This is a genomic window from Fulvivirga sp. AWR4_260, assembly GCF_056158185.1.
This window is the reverse complement of the sequence record NZ_JBSWSU010000001.1, coordinates 1,228,415-1,249,104: the sequence shown is the minus strand read 5'-3', so window position 1 is coordinate 1,249,104 and position 20,690 is coordinate 1,228,415. Positions and strand designations below refer to the sequence as shown.

The 20,690-nt window shown below is 36.6% G+C and carries 10 protein-coding genes; 4 read left to right on the top strand and 6 right to left on the bottom strand.

The window, feature by feature from the left end; genetic code table 11:
* The first annotated feature begins 164 nt into the window (after nt 1–164).
* On the top strand, nt 165–2,378 hold the full coding sequence (gene glgX, locus ACXACQ_RS05260) for a glycogen debranching protein GlgX (protein WP_474974884.1): 2,214 nt from the start codon (nt 165–167) through the stop codon (nt 2,376–2,378).
* Nucleotides 2,368–3,888: a 4-alpha-glucanotransferase gene (gene malQ, locus ACXACQ_RS05255; RefSeq protein WP_474974883.1), complete on the top strand. Its 1,521-nt coding sequence runs from the start codon at nt 2,368–2,370 to the stop codon at nt 3,886–3,888. Before glgX ends, malQ begins: the two co-directional genes overlap by 11 nt.
* A 39-nt stretch (nt 3,889–3,927) precedes the next feature.
* Here the strand turns inward: malQ and ACXACQ_RS05250 are convergent, their stop codons facing one another.
* The 4 genes from ACXACQ_RS05250 to ACXACQ_RS05235 form a co-directional block, all read right to left on the bottom strand.
* Entirely contained in the window at nt 3,928–4,620 is a 693-nt protein-coding gene (locus ACXACQ_RS05250; RefSeq protein WP_474974882.1) for a potassium channel family protein, read from the bottom strand.
* A gap of 15 nt (nt 4,621–4,635) precedes the next feature.
* Complete coding sequence (locus tag ACXACQ_RS05245; RefSeq protein ID WP_474974881.1) at nt 4,636–6,408, bottom strand: TrkH family potassium uptake protein; 1,773 nt, start codon at nt 6,406–6,408, stop codon at nt 4,636–4,638.
* 519 nt (nt 6,409–6,927) lie between these two features.
* Nucleotides 6,928–12,300, bottom strand: coding sequence for a T9SS type A sorting domain-containing protein (locus ACXACQ_RS05240; protein WP_474974880.1), 5,373 nt, complete (start codon nt 12,298–12,300; stop codon nt 6,928–6,930).
* A gap of 19 nt (nt 12,301–12,319) precedes the next feature.
* Nucleotides 12,320–13,342: an FISUMP domain-containing protein gene (locus ACXACQ_RS05235; RefSeq protein WP_474974879.1), complete on the bottom strand. Its 1,023-nt coding sequence runs from the start codon at nt 13,340–13,342 to the stop codon at nt 12,320–12,322.
* 536 nt (nt 13,343–13,878) lie between these two features.
* Here ACXACQ_RS05235 and ACXACQ_RS05230 point away from each other — a divergent pair.
* Both ACXACQ_RS05230 and ACXACQ_RS05225 read left to right on the top strand, forming a co-directional pair.
* A complete protein-coding gene (locus ACXACQ_RS05230; protein WP_474974878.1) occupies nt 13,879–14,301 on the top strand; it encodes a transposase in 423 nt (140 codons plus the stop codon).
* The gene (locus ACXACQ_RS05225) at nt 14,265–15,152 is read left to right on the top strand and encodes an IS3 family transposase (protein ID WP_474974877.1); all 888 of its coding nucleotides are present in this window, start codon (nt 14,265–14,267) and stop codon (nt 15,150–15,152) included. The genes ACXACQ_RS05230 and ACXACQ_RS05225 overlap by 37 nt, the downstream gene beginning before the upstream one ends.
* A gap of 74 nt (nt 15,153–15,226) precedes the next feature.
* Here the strand turns inward: ACXACQ_RS05225 and ACXACQ_RS05220 are convergent, their stop codons facing one another.
* Together ACXACQ_RS05220 and ACXACQ_RS05215 are read right to left on the bottom strand one after the other, a co-directional pair.
* Complete coding sequence (locus tag ACXACQ_RS05220) at nt 15,227–15,910, bottom strand: hypothetical protein (protein ID WP_474974876.1); 684 nt, start codon at nt 15,908–15,910, stop codon at nt 15,227–15,229.
* A 62-nt stretch (nt 15,911–15,972) separates the two neighbouring features.
* Nucleotides 15,973–20,526 (bottom strand): LysM peptidoglycan-binding domain-containing protein, encoded by a 4,554-nt coding sequence (locus ACXACQ_RS05215; RefSeq protein ID WP_474974875.1) that lies wholly within the window; start codon nt 20,524–20,526, stop codon nt 15,973–15,975.
* Between the last annotated feature and the right edge of the window lie 164 nt (nt 20,527–20,690).

Below are 20,690 nucleotides of genomic sequence, written 5' to 3'. Positions count from 1 at the left end.
ATTCGTGCATTTAATACTCACAAAATATACACATAAACATATTTAAATGAAGTATATTTCTTAATCGCCAATCAAAAACAGCCTAAAAAAACAGAAAGAATACATTCATCCATATTTTACAATAAAATATAAAAATTTAGCATGATTTAAGCACTAATGATGATATGAAAAATTCCACGATGGCAAATAGTGATTTTACCCTTACTCCAAATCAAACTATGAATATTACGGTTTACCCTGGCAAGCCTTATCCATTAGGCGCCACTTGGGATGGCAACGGAGTCAACTTTGCTCTGTACGCAGACAATGTTGACAAAATAGAATTATGCTTATTTAACTCTATTCATGACGAAACAGAAACAATAAAAATAAACATGCTGGAACGATCTCATCACGTGTGGCACGTTTATTTACCCAATATTAAACCCGGTCAATTGTACGGATACCGAGTACATGGGCCTTATGACCCTGAAAATGGATTAAGGTACAATGCTAATAAGCTGCTGATAGACCCGTATGCAAAATCCATTGCAGGAACAATAGAGTGGAATGATGCACTATTTGGCTACGAAATAGGTAATGAAGCTCAAGATATGAGCTATAGTCATATAGACAGCGCTCCTTTTATACCAAAGAGCGTGGTAATAAACCCCGAGTTTGACTGGGGGGGAGACTCACAACTGGGCATTCCTTATTATAAATCCATCATTTACGAAACTCACATAAAGGGCTTCACTTACTTAAACCCTGACATTCCGAAAGAAATAAGAGGAACTTATAAAGCCATTGGTCACCCTGCCACCATAGAGTATTTAAAAAAATTGGGCATTACAGCCATAGAATTAATGCCTGTGCATCATTTTATTACTGACCGGCATTTGACAGAAAGAGGCCTCACCAACTATTGGGGCTACAACACCATTGGCTTCTTTGCGCCAGACACACGCTATAGTAGCAGCGGAGTACTAGGAGAACAGGTAATTGAATTTAAAGAAATGGTGAAGGCCCTACACCAAGCAGGCATAGAGGTTATTCTTGACGTAGTTTACAACCACACTGGTGAAGGAAGCCACATGGGCCCTACTCTATCTTTTAGAGGAATAGACAATGCATCCTACTACAGACTAATGGGCGATATGGGTGATAGCAACAGGTACTATATGGATTATACTGGCACCGGCAATACCCTAAATGCAAACTTACCCAATGTACTTCGACTAATGATGGACAGCCTAAGGTATTGGATTACAGAAATGCACGTTGACGGATTTAGATTTGACCTGGCATCTACATTAGCAAGAGAATTGCACGAAGTTGATCGGTTAAGTGCCTTTTTTGACATTATACATCAAGACCCGATCATCTCACAGGTAAAATTAATTGCTGAGCCTTGGGACATTGGAGAAGGAGGATATCAAGTAGGCAAATTCCCTCCGGAATGGGGCGAATGGAATGCCAAATTTCGTGACTGCATGCGTGACTACTGGCGTGGAGCTGATAGCATGCTTGGTGAGTTTGCTTTAAGAATAACCGGGAGCCCTGACTTATATGAAGGCGACTATAGAAGACCTACGGCAAGTATTAATTTTATTACTGCTCACGATGGCTTCACCATGTATGATCTGGTATCATATAACGATAAGCACAACGAAGCCAATGGAGAAGATAATAAAGATGGAGAAAGCCACAATAGGTCTTGGAACTGCGGCATAGAAGGAGAAACTGAAGACACACACATTTTAAAGTTAAGAAAACAACAAATGCGCAACTTCATGGCCAGCCTCTTTCTATCACAAGGCGTACCTATGATAGTAGCAGGAGATGAATTAGCTCGCACGCAAAAAGGAAATAATAATGCTTACTGCCAAGACAATGAAATATCTTGGCTAAACTGGGCTGAAGGCGATACGGAACTCTTGGATTTCACCCGTAAATTAATCCAGTTAAGAAAAAAACACCCTTCATTTTGCAGAAGAAGGTGGTTTCAGGGACAATCTATACAGGGTGTAGGAGTAGAAGATATTGCTTGGTTTTTACCTGATGGCAGTGAAATGATTGATGAGCACTGGGACACTGATTACGCTAAATCCCTGGGTGTTTATTTAGATGGTCATGGCCTTAGATCATTAGGAACGCAAGGTGAAAAAATAATTGATGATTCATTTTATATAATGTTTAATGCTCATCATGATAATATCACCTACCAATTGCCTCAAGGCAAATACCACAAAAAATGGATTAAAGTATTAGATACATTCGATGCCTATATTGATGATAGTCATAACGAATATATTGCAGGCGACTCCATTACTGTTCAAGGTAGGTCATTGGTTTTACTAAAACATCCAATTTTAACAAAAACGTCTAATGATGAATGATTGTGACCATAAAATGAAGAGAGCGGCAGGCGTTTTACTGCACATCTCTTCATTACCTTCAACGTTTTATATAGGTGACCTAGGCCCCAAGGCTAAGCAATTTATTGATTTTTTACATCAGGCGGGTCAGTCGTATTGGCAAATATTACCATTGAGCCCAACAGAAGCTGCACAGAGCCATTCACCCTATAGTTCATATTCGGCAATGGCAGGCAATCCACTTTTCATCAGCCCTGAGACTCTAGCCTCTCAAGGATTATTGAGCGAAAAGGATATAAATAAATGCAGAAGCAAATCAAAGTCTCGGGTAGATTATAAAAAAGCAGTAAAAGTCAAAAAACAGCTTTTAAGCATTGCCTTTAATAATTTCAAAAAAAACAATTTAGACAATCATGCCCATTTTAATGAATTTATAAAGAATGAATCTTATTGGCTTCGTAATTATGCACTCTACTGCTTTATAAAGCAAAGTCACAAAAATAAACCATGGCATAAGTGGCCTAATAAATATAGAGATAGAGAGACTTTATCTATTAGCACAATAGAGAAAAACAATGAAGAGGAATTACTAAGAATTCAATGGGAGCAATATGCATTTCACCAGCAATGGGATGAAATAAAAAAGTATTCACATGAGCGCGGCATAAAGATTTTTGGCGACCTACCATTTTATGTCAGTTATGACTCTGCAGATGTATGGGCTAACCCTGAATTATTTAAGTTAAATACCAATAAAAAAATCTTAGGAATAGCTGGTGTTCCACCAGACTACTTCAGTAAAACAGGACAATTATGGGGAATGCCTGTTTTTAATTGGCAAGTATTAAAAGAGACCAATTATGAATGGTGGATTAAGCGTATAGGCAAAAATTTAAAATTTTACGACCTCCTCCGTTTAGATCATTTCAGAGCATTTTCAGAATACTGGGAAGTGCCGGCTGGCGAAAAAACTGCTGTTAATGGCGCATGGGAAAAGGGACCTGCCTTTGATTTTTTTGATACGCTAAAATCTAAATTCCCTCATTTACCATTGGTAGCCGAAGATTTGGGAGACATCAATGAAGAGGTACACGAACTAAGAGACCGCTACAGTTTACCCGGCATGAAAGTTCTCCAATTTGGATTCGGAGATGACATCAGCACCGCTGATCATGCACCGCATAATTTCGATAAAAACTACATTGGATATACTGGCACCCATGATAACAATACGTTAGTGGGATGGTATAAAAAAGACACAGACAAAACTACAAGACGAAGAATCGATGAGTATTTAGGCAAAAAATTAAACAAGAAAAACGTACATCTAGCATTTACTCAAATGCTATATACATCTGTAGTTAACATAGCCATAATACCTGCCCAAGATATTTTAGGCCTCGATGAAAAAAGCAAAATGAATACACCATCTTCCAATAAAGGCAATTGGCAGTGGGCTTTAAAAGAAAATGAACTGAAGAGCAGCCATGCGGATCTACTCAGAAAGTGGTGCCAACTTTATAATAGATAATTTGTGGGAGGTGTTAATATTCCCCTCCCTCAATTTTTTTTAGCCCACATTGGTTTCGAACGCACGCTGGATATCCCTATTGCTACCGAAAACTACCAAGATATCTCCTGTATCTAATATTGTTTCGGGAGATACAACTCCCAGCACTTTCTTTTTCCAAGACTCTTTGCCAAATAAATTCTTGTTTCGCGACTTCCTGATTATAGTAATCACGTTTAGATTATACTCTGCTCTGAAGTCACACTCTATTATAGATTTACCAACATACCTTTCTGGCAATTCTATTTCCAGAATATTATATTCCGGGGAAATTTCAAATGAATCAATTACATCTTTCAACTGCAATCTTTTAGCCAAACGAGTGGCAGATTCACTTTCAGGGCTTACTATCTCTTGCACACCTATAGCTTCAATGACCGTACGGTGCAATTCTGATATAGATCGACCAATAATTTTTTTAGCCCCCAGCTCTTTTAAGGTTGCTGTAGCCAATACAGAAGCCCCAAAATCTTCGCCTATACAAACAATTGCAGCATCACACTCTTTTAAAGGCAAGTTTTCCATAGCCGCTCTATCTCCAGAGTCCATACGCATGGTATGAGCTATTTTATCTTTGAAAGCATTCACCTTCTCCATGTCCTTATCAATACCAATTACCTCAAAGCCCATTTCCGTCAAGGCTATTGATAATGTAGAACCAAAATTTCCTAATCCTATTACTATATAATTCATGGTTAATAAATTCTCTTATGTGATAAATACACTCTCGTAAGGGTATTGATAAGTGTGAGATTTTGCTTTTCTGATGAGCGCAATAAGAATTGTAAGTGTACCAACCCTACCAATAAACATAGTAATAATGACTACTATTTTACTCAACATACTTAAATCTCCGGTAATACCTAAACTTAACCCTACAGTACTAAAAGCCGAAAAGCATTCGAAAGCAACTGAAATTAAAGGTAATTCTGGGTTAAATAACATTACAAAAAACACAGATAAACCTATAATTAAAAAAGACATAATAATAACTGAAAAGGCCTTTTTAACAGAACTATTGCTAATTTCCCTCCTAAACAATTCTACTCTTTGTTTATGCTTAGCTATACTTATAGTGTTGAGTACTGCTACTGCAAAAGTGGTAGTCTTCAACCCTCCGCCCGTAGAACCTGGAGATGCACCAATCCACATTAAAATGAGGTAGACCAAGATAGTTGGCACCGCCAAGCTCCCCATATCTACAGTATTAAAACCTGCCGTTCGAGGAGTTACAGTTCCAAAAATAGAAACAGCAATTTTTTCAGACCAACTCAGTCCTGCAAGGGTATTATTTTGCTCTGCCCACAGATAGGTAAAAAAGCCTGCAACTAATAAAACTGTTGATGTCACAAGAACAATTTTTGTATGTACAGTTAAGTGTCTGCCCCTGTGCCTGTATTCTCCGTTGCTGACAATCTGCTGCGTCTTGTTAAAAAGATAATACTTCACAGCATTATATATGTCAAAAATAACAGGGAAACCAATACCTCCTAGAATGACTAAAACAGCAATCACAATATGTAAAGAGTAGGTTGTTCTTACTAGCGGATGATACAAACCATTGGAAAGCGTAGAGAACCCCGCATTACAAAAAGCAGATATAGAATGAAACGCAGAGAACCAAGCTGCCTCACCTGGGCCTTTCATATCATCTCTAACAATAAAATATATAAATACAGTACCTAAAAACTCCATCAGAAGCGTAGACCCAATGATTTTCAATGTGGTAGTAACAATTTTATTCATTCGTTTTTCATTGATAAAATCCTGAATGAATAAAGTATTTTCAATACTAGAGCCTCCTTTAAAGAAAAAACCAAAGAAACTAGTAAAGGTCATAATTCCAAGGCCACCTACCTGTATGAGAATAAGTATTATAAACTGACCAAAATGAGTAAAATCATTGGCGGTGTCTAATGTGGCTAGCCCAGTTACACAAACCGCACTGGTAGCCGTAAACAATGCATTGATCAATGATATACCATTTGGCGTAGCCTTTGGCAACATTAAAAGTAATGTACCAATAAGCACTAGCAACAAGAAGCTACCGGTAAATAAAAGCGCAGGATTGAGATCAAGTTTTTGAAACTGAAGTGATTTTTTTGAAATTTCGATTATGAATAGAATAATAACATTAAATCGAATGATAGCTAAGTCAGAAACTATATTACCAACAATTAACTTACTTTCTTCACCATCTGGCACCCACAATTGAAAAAGTAAGATTACCAGCATTACAGCAAATAAAAAATACTCCGATATTAAAATTTGCCGCTTTAAGTTGCCTGTTAAAAGAGCCAACGAAAGCCTGAAAAATATCGTAAGTATAAATGTAAATATACAAATGAGATAATAAAGGTGGATATAGTCTATAACCATTGGGTCTAGCTTAAAACCCACTTCAATTATAACTCCCACAAATGCAATAAAGCTTATAATAAGAAGACCTCTATCGAGCACCCATCGCAATATTTTTTGCAATTTCTCCTCTATTTGATTCTGTTCAATATTCCGAATTAGCTTCAAAATCCCTTTTGTCTTTTATGAAACTTCAAAGATGTTGATTTTTTCTAAAGTCGACACGCTAATTCCATTTATTAAATAGGTGTAACTCACAAAGTAATCAGCAACTAATCAGTTGACCAATAATAAATTTATCAATACATGCCATTTAATCATTATCCGAGGGCTTTAAACTCCCATCAAAAATCAAAGGCTATAAGCCCCACAATGTATGGCAATTTTTATAAATAAAATAATTATTAGCAGCCCAATTACAAAGCACCGATCATATAAAGAGTGGATTCAGCTCTTGTCTTTTTATAGATAAGATTACATTGGGAGAATGACACTGACTTAGATTAATACGCAATAATAACTTTACCCACACCCAAAGGACTTTTAATTAAACTACTTTTCTATAGGCAATAGAGGTTGAAACGCCTTTAAAAACAAAAAGCCCGCTTATACGGGCTTTTTGTTTTTAAGTATTCATTATTGTTATTTCAGAACATTAAACTTTCTAATAGAAGTCTGCCCTTTATCATGAATTTTCATAATGTAAACCCCTGAAGTATAATCACTCAACGGTATACTTGTTACCACTTGGCTTAAGTCATACTCATCAAGAAAAACCCCTAAAGAATTATAAAGTTGAACTTTAGCATCCTTGGAGATAAACCCAGTAATCTTTTCGACTTTTATTTCATCATTAGCAGGATTTGGATAAATAACCACACTTTCTCCCAATAAGTCAGGAGCAATACCAGTAACTGCGGCCTTCCTTGCAGATATGTCCAACGAAGTTTCTCTAACTTGCAATACCTCTTTAATAGGGTACCCATATTTATTCAAAGTAGGCCCATGAGTATATTGAACCATTCCTATTAAACTATAATCTCCAGATTCTATATCCATTAATGGCTTCCATGTAGCATCTAGCATGAGCTCGGCACCACTTCCTGCCTCCCACGTTCCTACTTTACTAGCCCCGCCCATATATGGTAAATATTTAACAAACACGTTTTTCATTATTTTACCTTGGTATTCTACTTCCTTTTTAACCACAGCTACAGTAAGCATCATTGTTAAGTTACCATCCCAGGTGTCTAATAAATCGTGCGGATTAATATTTCTTACAGCATTAGCACTTACATGCACAAAACCATTATTATCCTTTTCATAATCAATATTTACATCAAAAGGAGAAGCCATTAACGCCTCTCTACTGTATTGCTTCACCCCCCAGCCAGTAGAAAAATAATTAGTATCTAATAATTCTCCATTGACAATAGTATATCCGGGTCCTCCAAGGCCATAGAAGTACCTTCGGGTAAGGTGATCATTATCCATATTTTTAGGAAAATACTCATTATAATAGAAAGGATCTTCTCCCTCATGAGTATGGTACTGAATGTAGACAATGCCAGTGTTATCTTTCGTAAATTGATCTACAGCATCCCTTTCACTGTTAATGTCATTACCTTGAGTAACGTTAGTAAAATGCTCAATTAAAACATTTCTAGTCTTATTTTTTATCACCACATCATCAAAAGCAAAGCCATAACCAGTCTCTCCATCTCTAGCTCCGGCCCCAAGATTTAAAGAAGCAAAAGCCACCCTAAACTTAACCGGAACGGATCCTAGATGCGCCCTATCAGCACTATCTTTGGCAACCTTTTTAGGCTCACTTAGATCAAAAGCCGCTGTAACCCACTTTGATTCATCAGAAACTCCCGCCCAACCAATAATTGAGCCTCCAGGACTTGCTGAAATACTGGATTCTGAATACCAGTTTAACCCTCTTTCTTGCTCTCCCACTCTCTGCCATTCTGTATCATCCATTTGAAGTTTGTATTGAAGCACAGCCCCCTCTAACAAAGGTGTATTATACCAAACCTTCATTTCCAGCAAAGGAGCTTCCCAATCATCAAGGTCAACACAGGGGCTTTCCACCCAGCTACTTTCATTATTATTAAATGTTCCCTCTAAATTGTTCGTAACCCAAGCAGTAGATCCAAACTTATCACCTAATGACCAACTGCTATTACGAGCCTCACCATTCGCATTATCCGTCTCAAATGTTGATATCCAATTTTTAACCCCGTCAAAATCTTCTTTATAAACTTTATTACCTGCCTCTTCCACTAGTTCAACAGGCTCAAATATGGCCACTCTCTTACTAACAGTATCCGCACAACCAGATCTTGTAGTGGCACTATGTTTTATATTATAAACTTTAGACTCTGGGAACTGTACCGGCTGATCATTATTGTCATCATACTCGTGTATAGCATCTCCAAAATCATAATCCCAACTCCATTTCACCAGTTCGTCACGATGCTCCGTAGTTGGAGCTTCTGACCTGTCTTTTAATGTTACATACTGAAGATAGTCACAAACATCAGAAGCTATAAAATCTACGATAGGATACTCTCCAACCACTACCGAAACATTGGAAGCCTCACTATAACAGTGAATAGTTTTATCTAATAATCTAACTTTAAACAGCTCTTCCGTTGCAATAAGATCACTTACCCCCGAATTGTACAGCCAAGTTTCCTCTTGAAAAATATCGTTTTCATCATACCAACTAAGGCTATAATCTTGAGGATTAGGAATAGTATCGGCCTGTTCGAGATGTAGTGCAGCTATTCTTCCTCGCTCACTAGTGCCAACGCAATATGCCAATGTAGTATCCAATAGAGCCTCGGGTAGCTCATTTACATCAATATGAGCAGTTTCTTCTGAATAACACCCCTGCTTACTTGTAAAGGTCATGGTAATGTCATAGCCATCTTCGCTAGGCGGAAAATAATTATCTGCAGTTAAATTCCCCGTAGGCCCTTCGACTTCATCAACATTGTTAACATCTTCAAAATACATAAACTGCACATTATTGGGTAAAGCTATCTCTTGCCCTGTAGCATTGTCAATAACACTAAAACTTTCTGCTTGCGGATTTCCAAGCAGGCTAATAAGTTCACCTTGACAATAACTACTATTTAACGCTTCATTAGCTCCGACAGTAATACTTATGTTTCTTTCATTAACAATATTAATCGTTTGAACAGCTGTATTAACCTCTTCTTTATCTTCTATCTTAACAAGATATTCAATATCAACAATTAATGTAGCTTCCTCAGTACCTGCAATTGCCTCAGGAACTATATAATAAAGACGTTTTCCTTCCTCATCAAAATCAGCAACAATAGCCCCTGTAATATTTTGAGACGTCATGTTACTTAAACTTACTCTTTCTATATTTTCACCAATCCAACCAATTTCAACGGGCTCTGTTATATTGCTACAAATAACGCCACCAGTTATTCCTGTAATTTGCTCCGCACTATTAGAATTATATGGATCCAATAAGAACCTAAATACACTACCACAGGATTGTTCAAAATAAATATAAAAAAGTGCGTCTATATTACCCACCTCTTGCGTTGAAAAATAAATTTCACCCTCAATTTCCACTATGGCATTCTCATAAGGTGAGGCACAAGAAAAAGTACCAGTTATAGATCCCCCAGAAATATCTTCAGGGATTAACTTTATGAGTCCAGCATTGTTAGGGTAAACAGTTATTCGTTCGTTGTGCTCATTAACTGTAGTATTAAGAAACTCATTTTCGAGATTTATCCTTACGTCCTCAAGTGCTACTACTTTTGTAACATCAACCTCTACCGGATCAGAAGTACCAACACATAACGTACTAGTTGATGCTGCATATATTTCATGTCTACCTTCACTTAATTCATCCGTAATATATTCTGCTACATTTTGAGCTAGAGGTGTATCATTACCTACTTCATAAAAATCAAAACTGGTATCATCATCACTTGTAGCAGTAAAGGTTATAGACTCACCTTCGCAAATATTGATTTCACTAGCTTCAATATTTACTTCTGGGGCAGTTTCCGTAGTAAAATTAGCAAAAGCAAAACCATTGGCTCCTTGATCTACTCCTCTTAATAAAAAGTCTCCTCCTGTACCAGCGCTGCTTTCTAAGCTGAACCAGTTTAAATTCCAACCGTCATTTATTACTTCTATTTCAACAGTGTAAGTTCCCGCAGCATCAATATTCACAGTTCTAGAGAAATCTTTCCAGTTATATAAACCTGATTGGCTAGCCGGCTTAAAATCCGATAACGTTACCCTCTTCTCCGTATTAGTGTCAACATTCCTTAAAACGAGATCAAATTCTGCATCATCATCCCAAGCAGATGCATTAAAAATAATTGTATAACCTCCTCCTTTCGGGAAATAAATATTATTATATGTGAACAAATCATCACGCTGAACATTTTTCAAATTTTTACACCCATTATATACAGCATCTCCACAATTCTCTACTCTATTAGACTGGCCAGAAGTAAAATTTTCCGCTTCAACTTTTATCATCTCAAATGAGTTATATATATAATAAAGCCTCCCATTTGTTTGCCCCCCAGTGGAACGTACCTCCAAATTTTTTAAAATCAACTCATCTAGCACATCCTGCTGATCAACATCAAAAATAATTTCTAACCTACTATCTCCATTCGAATATCTCACATCAAAATTAAAAACCTGCCCAAAATCATTAGTATTTCCTAAGTCCAGGATGGATGAAGCACTAGAAACCTCGTTATTAAAAACAAAACCATTGCTTAATTGCAAAACCAATTTTCTAGTTCCCGGCTTAAAGTTTCTTTTATGCCCTTCAGAAATAACGATATTAGGAATTTCGGTAAACTGATTCGCTCCTGCACAAAGCGTTAAAGCCACAGGTACTGGAGATACATTATTTCTTAAAGTCTGATTTGACAACTTAACTACACTAGTAAAGCCTTCACTATTCTCAGCCACAACATATATATCAAATAATAAGAAGTCTTCAATACTGGTAACATCAACATTACCCGTATTAGAATCTCCTATATTCCATTGAAAATTACCAGTCACTTTCGGAATATTATCAAAGACATTATTTGCAAACTTGACATCTGAAGTAGGAATAGTAGTATTATTTGGCACTACTCCAGCCTCAGTCACAACATAATAAATACGACCACCTGTATTTAAAGCTCTGGTAAAGCCAAAGGAAGTACCATTTTCTTCCTGAGAGATCGTTGGTCCTTCAGTAAAAGAAGGTAATGCTCCTAAAGTAAGCTCCTGTACCTCCGTTTTCTCATTATTAACATTTACGCCTACAAGATAAATATCATATGCACTATATGTAGAAGGCAAGGCTGAAATATCTATAATTTTAGGGTCATCTCCTATTCCATATGCAACATTACCTAAAAGATCGTCCGTATCGAACCCTCCAGCTCCACTAACAATTTCATCTTGCGATGGAGTATCACTTCCAACTTCTCTAATAACATAATAGACAACAACATCAACATTTAATTCTGCAGTCAAAGTAAGAGTACCAACCTCTGCACCATGACCTATCAATGTTGTAGACAGAAATGTTGGTGGTGCAATTAAATTGATCTTTTCAACGGTTGTTTCTTCATTACTTAAACTTACCCCTATAACGAAAATATCAAATCCACTATAATCAGAGGCAAAAGAACTAATATCAATAGATTCTTGTTTTTGCCCATCGGTCGTTACATACGAAAAGTGTCCTGAGATATCGTCAGCATCAAATACCCCGTTGGCATTGATAACATCTGATGAAGATGGAGTATCAGTAATGTCTCCTTCCTTTGTAACAACATAATAAATAGTAACATCACTATCTAATTGTACGGACAAATCTATTGTGTTACTTGTTCCGTTTGCCACAGATGGGTTCCCGTCAAATGCGGGTTGAGCAACCAATTGCCCAACAGACAAAAGACTAATAATAAAAGCTATATAACTAATTTTAGACATACTGATACTCCATTAAATTTTAATTCTTTATTAAGCGTAAACTAGCAGCGATCCCCATATCAATATCTTCCCAACTAATTCCTTTTGAATCAATATAAAGCGACACTCTCTCTTGTTGATTTATAGACGCGGTAAGTAAAATGGTATGAGTTCCTTGTCCGTTAAATCCTGATCCAGATGATGTAATATTACCCGCATATTTGGCATTGAATCCTGATATACCTCCATCAATAAGTTTGGGGCGAGCAACAGCATCTCCACCCAAAGTGCTAAGAAGTACTTTATAGTCATCCTCAGAAGGAACTGACCACCCTGATGGAACCAGCCCAGTGAAATTTGATGACAAATATAATTTACCATATTTCTCACAGTTTTCAGGCTTATCTTGATAACAACGCCCTGACTCGCTCGTATAATTCAAGTTTTCTGCAAACCAAACTTGATTACCTATTTTCACAACTTTATAAACCTGATTGTCTCTGGCATCAGTATATTGAGCTAAGTCATCTCCGTCCACTTCTACTTCAGTAGTACATCCACTGGCAGATTTCACCGTTACCGTATAATCTTTAGCTTCATCTACATCAAAAGTATTTTCAGCTTGGAAGTTAGCGCCATCAAGGCTGTAAGTAAAATCCCCTTCTCCTTCTACTGTGATAGTGTAAGCTTCTGCAGTTACTTCCACATCCGGACTGGCAACAATAAGGTTTTCAACAGAAGACTTACATCCATTATTATCCATCACTACTAATGAATAAGTACCCTCGTCAAGGTTGGTGAAAGACGTACCATCCTGAAAATCTGTTCCGTTATTAATAGAGTATTTATATGGCGTTGCTCCTCCTTCTACATTAACTATAGTAATAGTATTGCAGTCAGTACTTGTAGCATCAAAGCTAATACTAGTTGCTGCACAGTCAACGCCACTTTCTTCTCCATCATCATCTCCACAGCTTACCCAGCTTAGTGATGCAAACGCCATCGCGAATAATGGCATTCTTCTTTTAATTGTTTTAAACATGGTTGATTTTAAATTTTTCATTGTAATGGTAAATAGTTAAGATTTTAAATAAACTTAATGCCATATTTCATTAAGTCTTAGCCAGTTTACTACGTAAGTCTTAGCCGCTAAGTTTAATTAACATCAAATTTATCAAGTGCTCTCAACTATTTAAACTAAATGTAGGATTTCGCGCAATTTTGCAATTATCACGCAACATTCAAAATAAATACACTATTTATTTATAAAATTATATTTATATATACATTACGAAGTAAAAATCAATACTTACGAACTATTATTACGTTAATAAGAAAATGAGTGTTATTAAATTATTAATACTCAGCTTATCATATTTGAAGGTTTTATGCATAAAAAACTCATATACCACCATTTAAACAAAACCATTTAAGTTTTCCCCTATTTTGAAACTATAAAAAGACAAATATTTAATTAAACATTAAGCATTTGAGAAATGTAAGAAAACAGCGCCCTATACTGAATAAAACCATAAAAGCCTCTCATATCTGAGAGGCTTTTGTCCCGTCCTGAAATAGCGTTACACAAAAAGTAACGATATGAAAGAACGAGAAGAGAATCAGTATGTTAAACGCACACAAAAAGATTATAGCTACGCTTTTAAATTAGCAGTAGTTGAAGAAGTAGAAAGAGGCCACCTAGGAGTAAGAGCTGCTCAAAAAAAGTATGGCATTCAAGGAGATGCTACGATAAGAAAGTATGGAACTGTAGATTGGGATAATAAATCACAGCAACCAATGACTAAATCTCCTGAACAAAAATTACTAGAGCTTGAGCAGAAAGTTCGTTTACTAGAAAAGCAAAATGCAGAACTAGAGAAGAAGGCATCTGTAGCTGATAAAAAAGCTATCTTCTTTGATATGATGATTGATATTGCTGAGGAAGAGTTCAAGATTCCTATTAGAAAAAAGTCTTTACCCGAACAGTGGATCGCTTCAAAGTCGAACAACAAGAAAGCTTAACAAGCACCTGTAGACTGTTAGGGGTGAGTAGGCAGGTATATTACAGATCTAAGACATCACGCTCCAAAAAGCAAAACGTTGCAAAACAAGTGATTAAAAGAGTATCAGACATCAGGTTGAGCATGCCAGAGTTAGGTACTCGAAAACTTTATTCTATACTTCATCCAGAGTTACAGCGCCTGGGTGTAGGCAGAGATCGCTTATTTACCATATTGAAAGCAAATCGTATGCTGATAGTGCCGAAGCGTAGTTATCAGATCACAACAAACTCACATCACAGGTTCAGAAAACATAAAAATTTAATTGAAAACATTAGTTTTAATCGACCTGAGCAGGTTTGGGTATCTGATATTACTTATATCGGGAATCGAGAGACTCCGATGTATCTGTCTTTAGTTACAGATGCTTATTCAAAAAGGATTATGGGGTTTAATGTATCAGATAGTCTTCATGCTACGGGAGCAACTACTGCTTTAAAAATGGCAATTAAGAATAGGAAATATAAAAACGAGCCTTTAATCCATCATTCAGATAGAGGACTACAATACTGTGGAGACATGTATCAAAGTCTTTTGAATAAACATTATGTGAAATGTAGTATGACTGAGAAATATGACCCTTATCAAAACGCCATTGCTGAAAGGGTCAACGGCATACTTAAACAAGAGTTCATTAAAGGTATTTTGATCAATGATGTGGAACTGATGTCCAAATTAGTGGCTCAATGCATATACATCTATAACAACAAAAGACCACATTACAGCTGCCATATGCAAACACCAGAGAAAATGCACCAACAGAGAATGATTAAAATCAGAACCTATAAAAAGAAAAATATCAAGGCCCTATAGGGCCTTGATATTTAATTATTTATCCTTGTATAAACTGTAACGCTTATTTAGGACTAGTCATATTGACATAATGTTTATTTGCCTATTTCAAACCTTCCATCCTTTGTAATAGTATAGTTTATCTCCTCACCTCCATTATTGTATTGAATGCTATTCTTTGTCACTAATAAACTACCCGTTCTATTACTTAACCCATAATACAAATCACTAAAGTTAATTTCAATTTGATCTATTTTCTTCCCAGAATTTTTATCGATAGTAATTAATATGAAATTTGATACAATACAATAAGGAAGGCCATCAACAGAGTCTGAATCCCTTTTAGCCAATGTTAATAACCTAATATTAGGTTCTAAATCAAACATACGATTAGCATAATACGAATAACCCCCTTGTGTATAGTACATACCTTCTTCTTCATTCCAATACCTATGGTATATCTTAGAGAGCTCCTTGCCCATTACATGCCCACCCTCTTTTTCTATATTATCCTTAACTACTTGGTTTATTGAATCAATTAAATCATAACGATCGGTATTTTCTCGATTCAAATCATCATTTAATACGTCTAAAATGAAGCTATTCCGTATTGAAGTAATAAAACCTCCTCCATTAATATCATCAATATCATCATATTTAAATCGATAAGGTAACTCAGATACTGATCGATATGATTTTCTATACAATACTTCAACTTCAGGACTCATAGTAGTTGCCAAACTATCTGTATCTTCTTTTTTCTCTGATTGATCTTTCATTTTTTGATTACATGAAAACACAACAATTGAAAAGACCACAGCTACAAAAAACTTGTTCATCATTAATTCGTTTTAGTTGATTTACTATTCAAAAATTCATTTACTGTTCTTCCACTCCAATTTACTTTACTGCCTTCACCGATTTCTTTACCAAGGTCAGTCAATATTTTATTAACCTGTTTAATTGGTTTTACCAAATCATTTCTAGTATAAATCGATTTTTGTTTATCAACAGCCAAATCTTCAGGTGTTTTCTTTTTTCTTAACGAAGTAGACTCTCCGTGATTAGACATACTCATCCTTGATATATTGATAATGCTCGACAAAGAGTGTGAACCCGTTGCATTTAACAAATCATATTTATGGCCTGTCACCATATCTCCAGCATTTCCCTCAATAGTATATATAAACAGATCATCCCCTGAAGTATCTAATTTTTCAATCATGGTCGTATGACTTGCATCAAACTTAGAATGTTTACTATACTTAAATGAGTTATCCTCTCTTCCAGTAACTATCATTATATCTCCAGTTTGAGGAGTAAAGTTTTTTTCAAAAAAATCTAGAACTAATTGTTTTTTAACCTCTTTAGAGGATGCTTTTCTCACATTTAGCCTTAATGTAGCCCAAACATTATCATCACCCAATTTCTTAGCACCAGCAAATCTTCCTCCATGAGTCTTATCGTAATTCCAAAATTCTTCATGCCCATTAGAAAGCTGCGATCCACCCCACACACCCCTTTCCTTTTCGGCTGCATCACCTCTATTAACAGCATAGGTACCCAATACATTACTGTAAATATAGCCAACAAATTTAGCACACCAAGGCGCCACTGATTTGGTTTCCTTACTATTCGTGTAAATGCTATAGACATCCACAAATTCCCCACTATTCTCAGTTATGCCCCCTTTACTATTACGCTCCCACTTTTCCCCTTCATAAAATATTGTCCCTAACAAAAACTCCATTTTAGCGGCCTCAAATGCCACCTCTCCTAAGACTTTTAACTTTTCCTCTATCGAAAAATTTTTCTGTTCCTTAAAAGCCTTTACCAGAGAGGGATAGTAATTTAATTGTCCTCTTAAATAGTTAACTAAAAACCTAGACCTAGCATGATTATTTTTTTTACTTTCACTTTCCTTAATCTTCAACTTAAGATTTTTTGCTACATCAGACAGTTCTTTATTTGCCTTAATTTCTCCTTTTAATTGTTCACGCCACCCAACAGCTTCTTCAACTCCATTCAATTCTGCTAATAATATCTTCATTAACCCCACATCCAACAAAGTGACATTCGATTGCCCCAATTTACTAAGAAAACTCAAGGTAATTTCACGAGCCTCAGGTCGATATACCTCCAAACTTTTAACAACAAAAGCATCATTATATATAGCATACTTGGCTAATGTACTGCCTTTTGATCTTGCCGATAATTTTTCCGGCACTAACTCTTTCACCTTATCTATTGTTGGTTCCAGAGACTTAATCTTAGCAATTTCTGCCTCTCTCTTTTCTTTAGCAATTATTTTGTGAACAAAAGTTTCATTCTCAAGCCTCCCGATTGTTTGCTGTTCTAATTTAAATTGCTCTAATGTCTGAACTTCTGAGAGATCAAAACCCCACGAAAATCCCGATCCCTCCTTTAATAAAGCATAAGCATATTTCAAAATATCTACATCCAAATTAGGCAAATCATTAGCGCCAATGGCTAATATCATATTGATTGCAAAACGTTTTTTCTCTCCCTCACTTTGTAACTTAAATATTTCTTTCATCAATGCTGGATTATAAACAGCATACTCTGACATTTTATGGTAATCATAATCATTCATTACGCCTAAACCATTAGACAATATAGAAAATGCTGACTCTGGCGTGGCTGGAATATTTACAATAGACGAAATTCTCTCCTTCTCCTTTTCCTTTTTATAATATTTCCTTCTAGCTTCAACCACACTCTTTGCAGTATGATTTTTCATTGCTTTTAAAGTACCGCTACCCGGACCTCCAATATTTCCATCAGGGCTCCATCCAGTTGGATCTATAACTTCTTGCTGGAATAAATATATAGCAGCAATAGTTTCTTTTAATTCACCCTCTGGTATCGGAGTTTGCTGAGATCGCATATCCTTAAAAGATTCATTGTGCACCTCCGCATCAAAAGCTGTCTCAGACAACAAGCCTAAATGTAAAAGTATAATTTGGACACGATAAACATCTACAGGCTTATTCACCCCTCCTTCACCAACACCTTCTGTTATATTTGTTTTTTGAAGATGCTCCGCAATTAAAAATAAAGAATTCGGTGATTCTGTGGCAATGGTCGACACCTGCATATTAAAAGAAGAGATGCTTGAGATAAACTCATCTTGTGAAACCATCGCATCAACACTTTGTTCCTCAGAAGTAGCTACATCCTCTTCCCTATTATCATTCCCTTGACGTTGAGCCATTAAATCAACTTGCTTCCACCCAGGAACCCTAATAAGCGATCCTATTTCAAATTGGCCAGTTTCAGCATTGTATTTATCTTCATTTTGCGATACCAATTCATCTTTGGTGGCATGGTAGATCTTTTCAAGATCTGACATAAAACTCCATGGCATAATCTCATGCTTACCTGCCCATAAAATTTTAGGATCCACATATGGGATCAAAAAATCTAACCTAGCTTTTTGTCTCCCTTTAGATAAGTTTCCAAAATTACCTCCTTCTACAGCAATGTAAAATGCATCTACATCATTAGCAACCACTGAGCGCTGCAAAAACACACGTGTTTTAGACTTATAATCGCCCCTATAAGCCATGTCTATCAAAACTTCTTTTATTGCAGGGTGAAGATTTTCCCAGTCCGTTACTCCATACGCATCAATAACATCATCCTTAGTCGCTCCTTTTTTGGCTACTGCTGTTTTTTGAGCATAGGTATATTTATATAGCTCTTGCTGCTGCTCTACGGTTATCTCTGTAACCTTATTCCTATTATTCTTCACCCAAGCTTTAGCAAACTTAGCCTTTAAACCAAATGCACCTGCATATTCACTTTTATCAATCCCGACCTTTTCCATTACTGCTTTTGTTTCCGCAGGCGTACCATAATGACCTAGATCGAAACCTATACCTATTGTAACTCCAGAATTATCACCAGGCCAGTGGGGTTTTCTTGTATAAAGGGCATGATCAGAGGCCACACCGTTATTTCCTCCTTCAGCATCAAAGGTTAAAGCACCTGGAACAATTTCGGGAAAATCTTCATTATTATACTCTAAAGCCACTTCCTCGGCAACTTGGTCATTTACATCAACCCCCACTGATTCTTCAGCAGCTGAACTTACAACAAGCTCAGCATTTTCGACTTGAGAAACATTTACAGTTTGCGTATTAGGAATTAATATTTCCTCATATTTTTGATAACCACTCCATCTTGGAGTCGTAATATAATGGCCATTAGGATTAGCAGCTATAATGGCCTCAGAAGTAACACCAAATCTTGCTGCTATATTTTTAAGATGTTCTCCTGGCTGTACAGTATATTTAATAAATGTAGGCGCTGCATTGATAGCAGCTTCACCTTCAACCATATCCACTTCATGAGTTTCGTTAGTTGTAGTAGTTGATGATTCAGCAACCGCCACTGATTCTTCAGCAGCTGAACTCACAACAAGCTCAGCATTTTCGACTTGAGAAATATTTACATTTTGCGTATTAGGAATTAATATTTCCTCATATTCTTGATAACCACTCCATCTCGGAGTCGTAATATAATGACCATTAGGGTTAGCCGCTATAATGGCCTCAGAAGTAACACCAAATCTTGCTGCTATATTTTTAAGATGTTCTCTTGGCTGAACAATATATTTAATAAATGCAGGTGCTGCATTGATAATATCTTCACCTTCTGGCTCAGCTGTAGCTCCTTCTGCACTCACTGCCGGGGCAGCAGGGTCTAAGCCAGTTTCAGACAAAGGCTCTTCTTCCACTATAGCATGGTCGATAGCTTGCTCCGCACTTACTGCTGGGGCAGCAAGATCTACCCCCGTTTCCTCTTGTGTTTCTTGCTCCCCTGTTGCTGCTGAATTATCACTGATAGCCATGGCTTGCTCAGGTGAGACTGCTGGAGCTGTAAAATCTAAACCTTCTTGTTCCTGCTCCTCGGTTTCAGCAACCGTACTGTTAGTAATAGCTAAAGCCTGCTCAGCAGATACCGCTGGCGCACTAAAATCCAGCCCTCCAAAATGAATATCTTTAGGTGCAGAAGCAAGTTCGTTACTCGAGGCAGCTTTAGATGATATGCCACTGGTTTTAGCTACCAAATCTAAATGAACGGGCATATTGACAGTTTTACCCTCATTATACCCTTCCCAGCTATTTTCATGTCTATAAACTAGATCTGGGTTCGCAGCTTTTATCTCCTCTACAGTAATTCCTAGCTCAGCAGCTATCTCCCTCATGTTATCACCACGCTGTACCTTGTACGGTACTAGTTTCACCGCAGGGTTATTTCCCTCAGAATTAAGGATAGGGTTATTAATATCTGCAGTTCTGGGTACGGTATTACTCCTTGTATTAGAGGGAGGAGTTACGGACCTGTCATTCAAATTTCCTTCTCGCATAAAGCCCCGATTCTTATAAATTAATAAACCGAGGAGTTAAACTTATCCGCAGGCTTATTAGTCTAAAAAATTACTTCAAGACTTAAATATAATAAAGTAAAATTTGTAAATAACATTATAGATAAAATTTTTATTGAAAAAATAACATAAAACACAGAGGGACT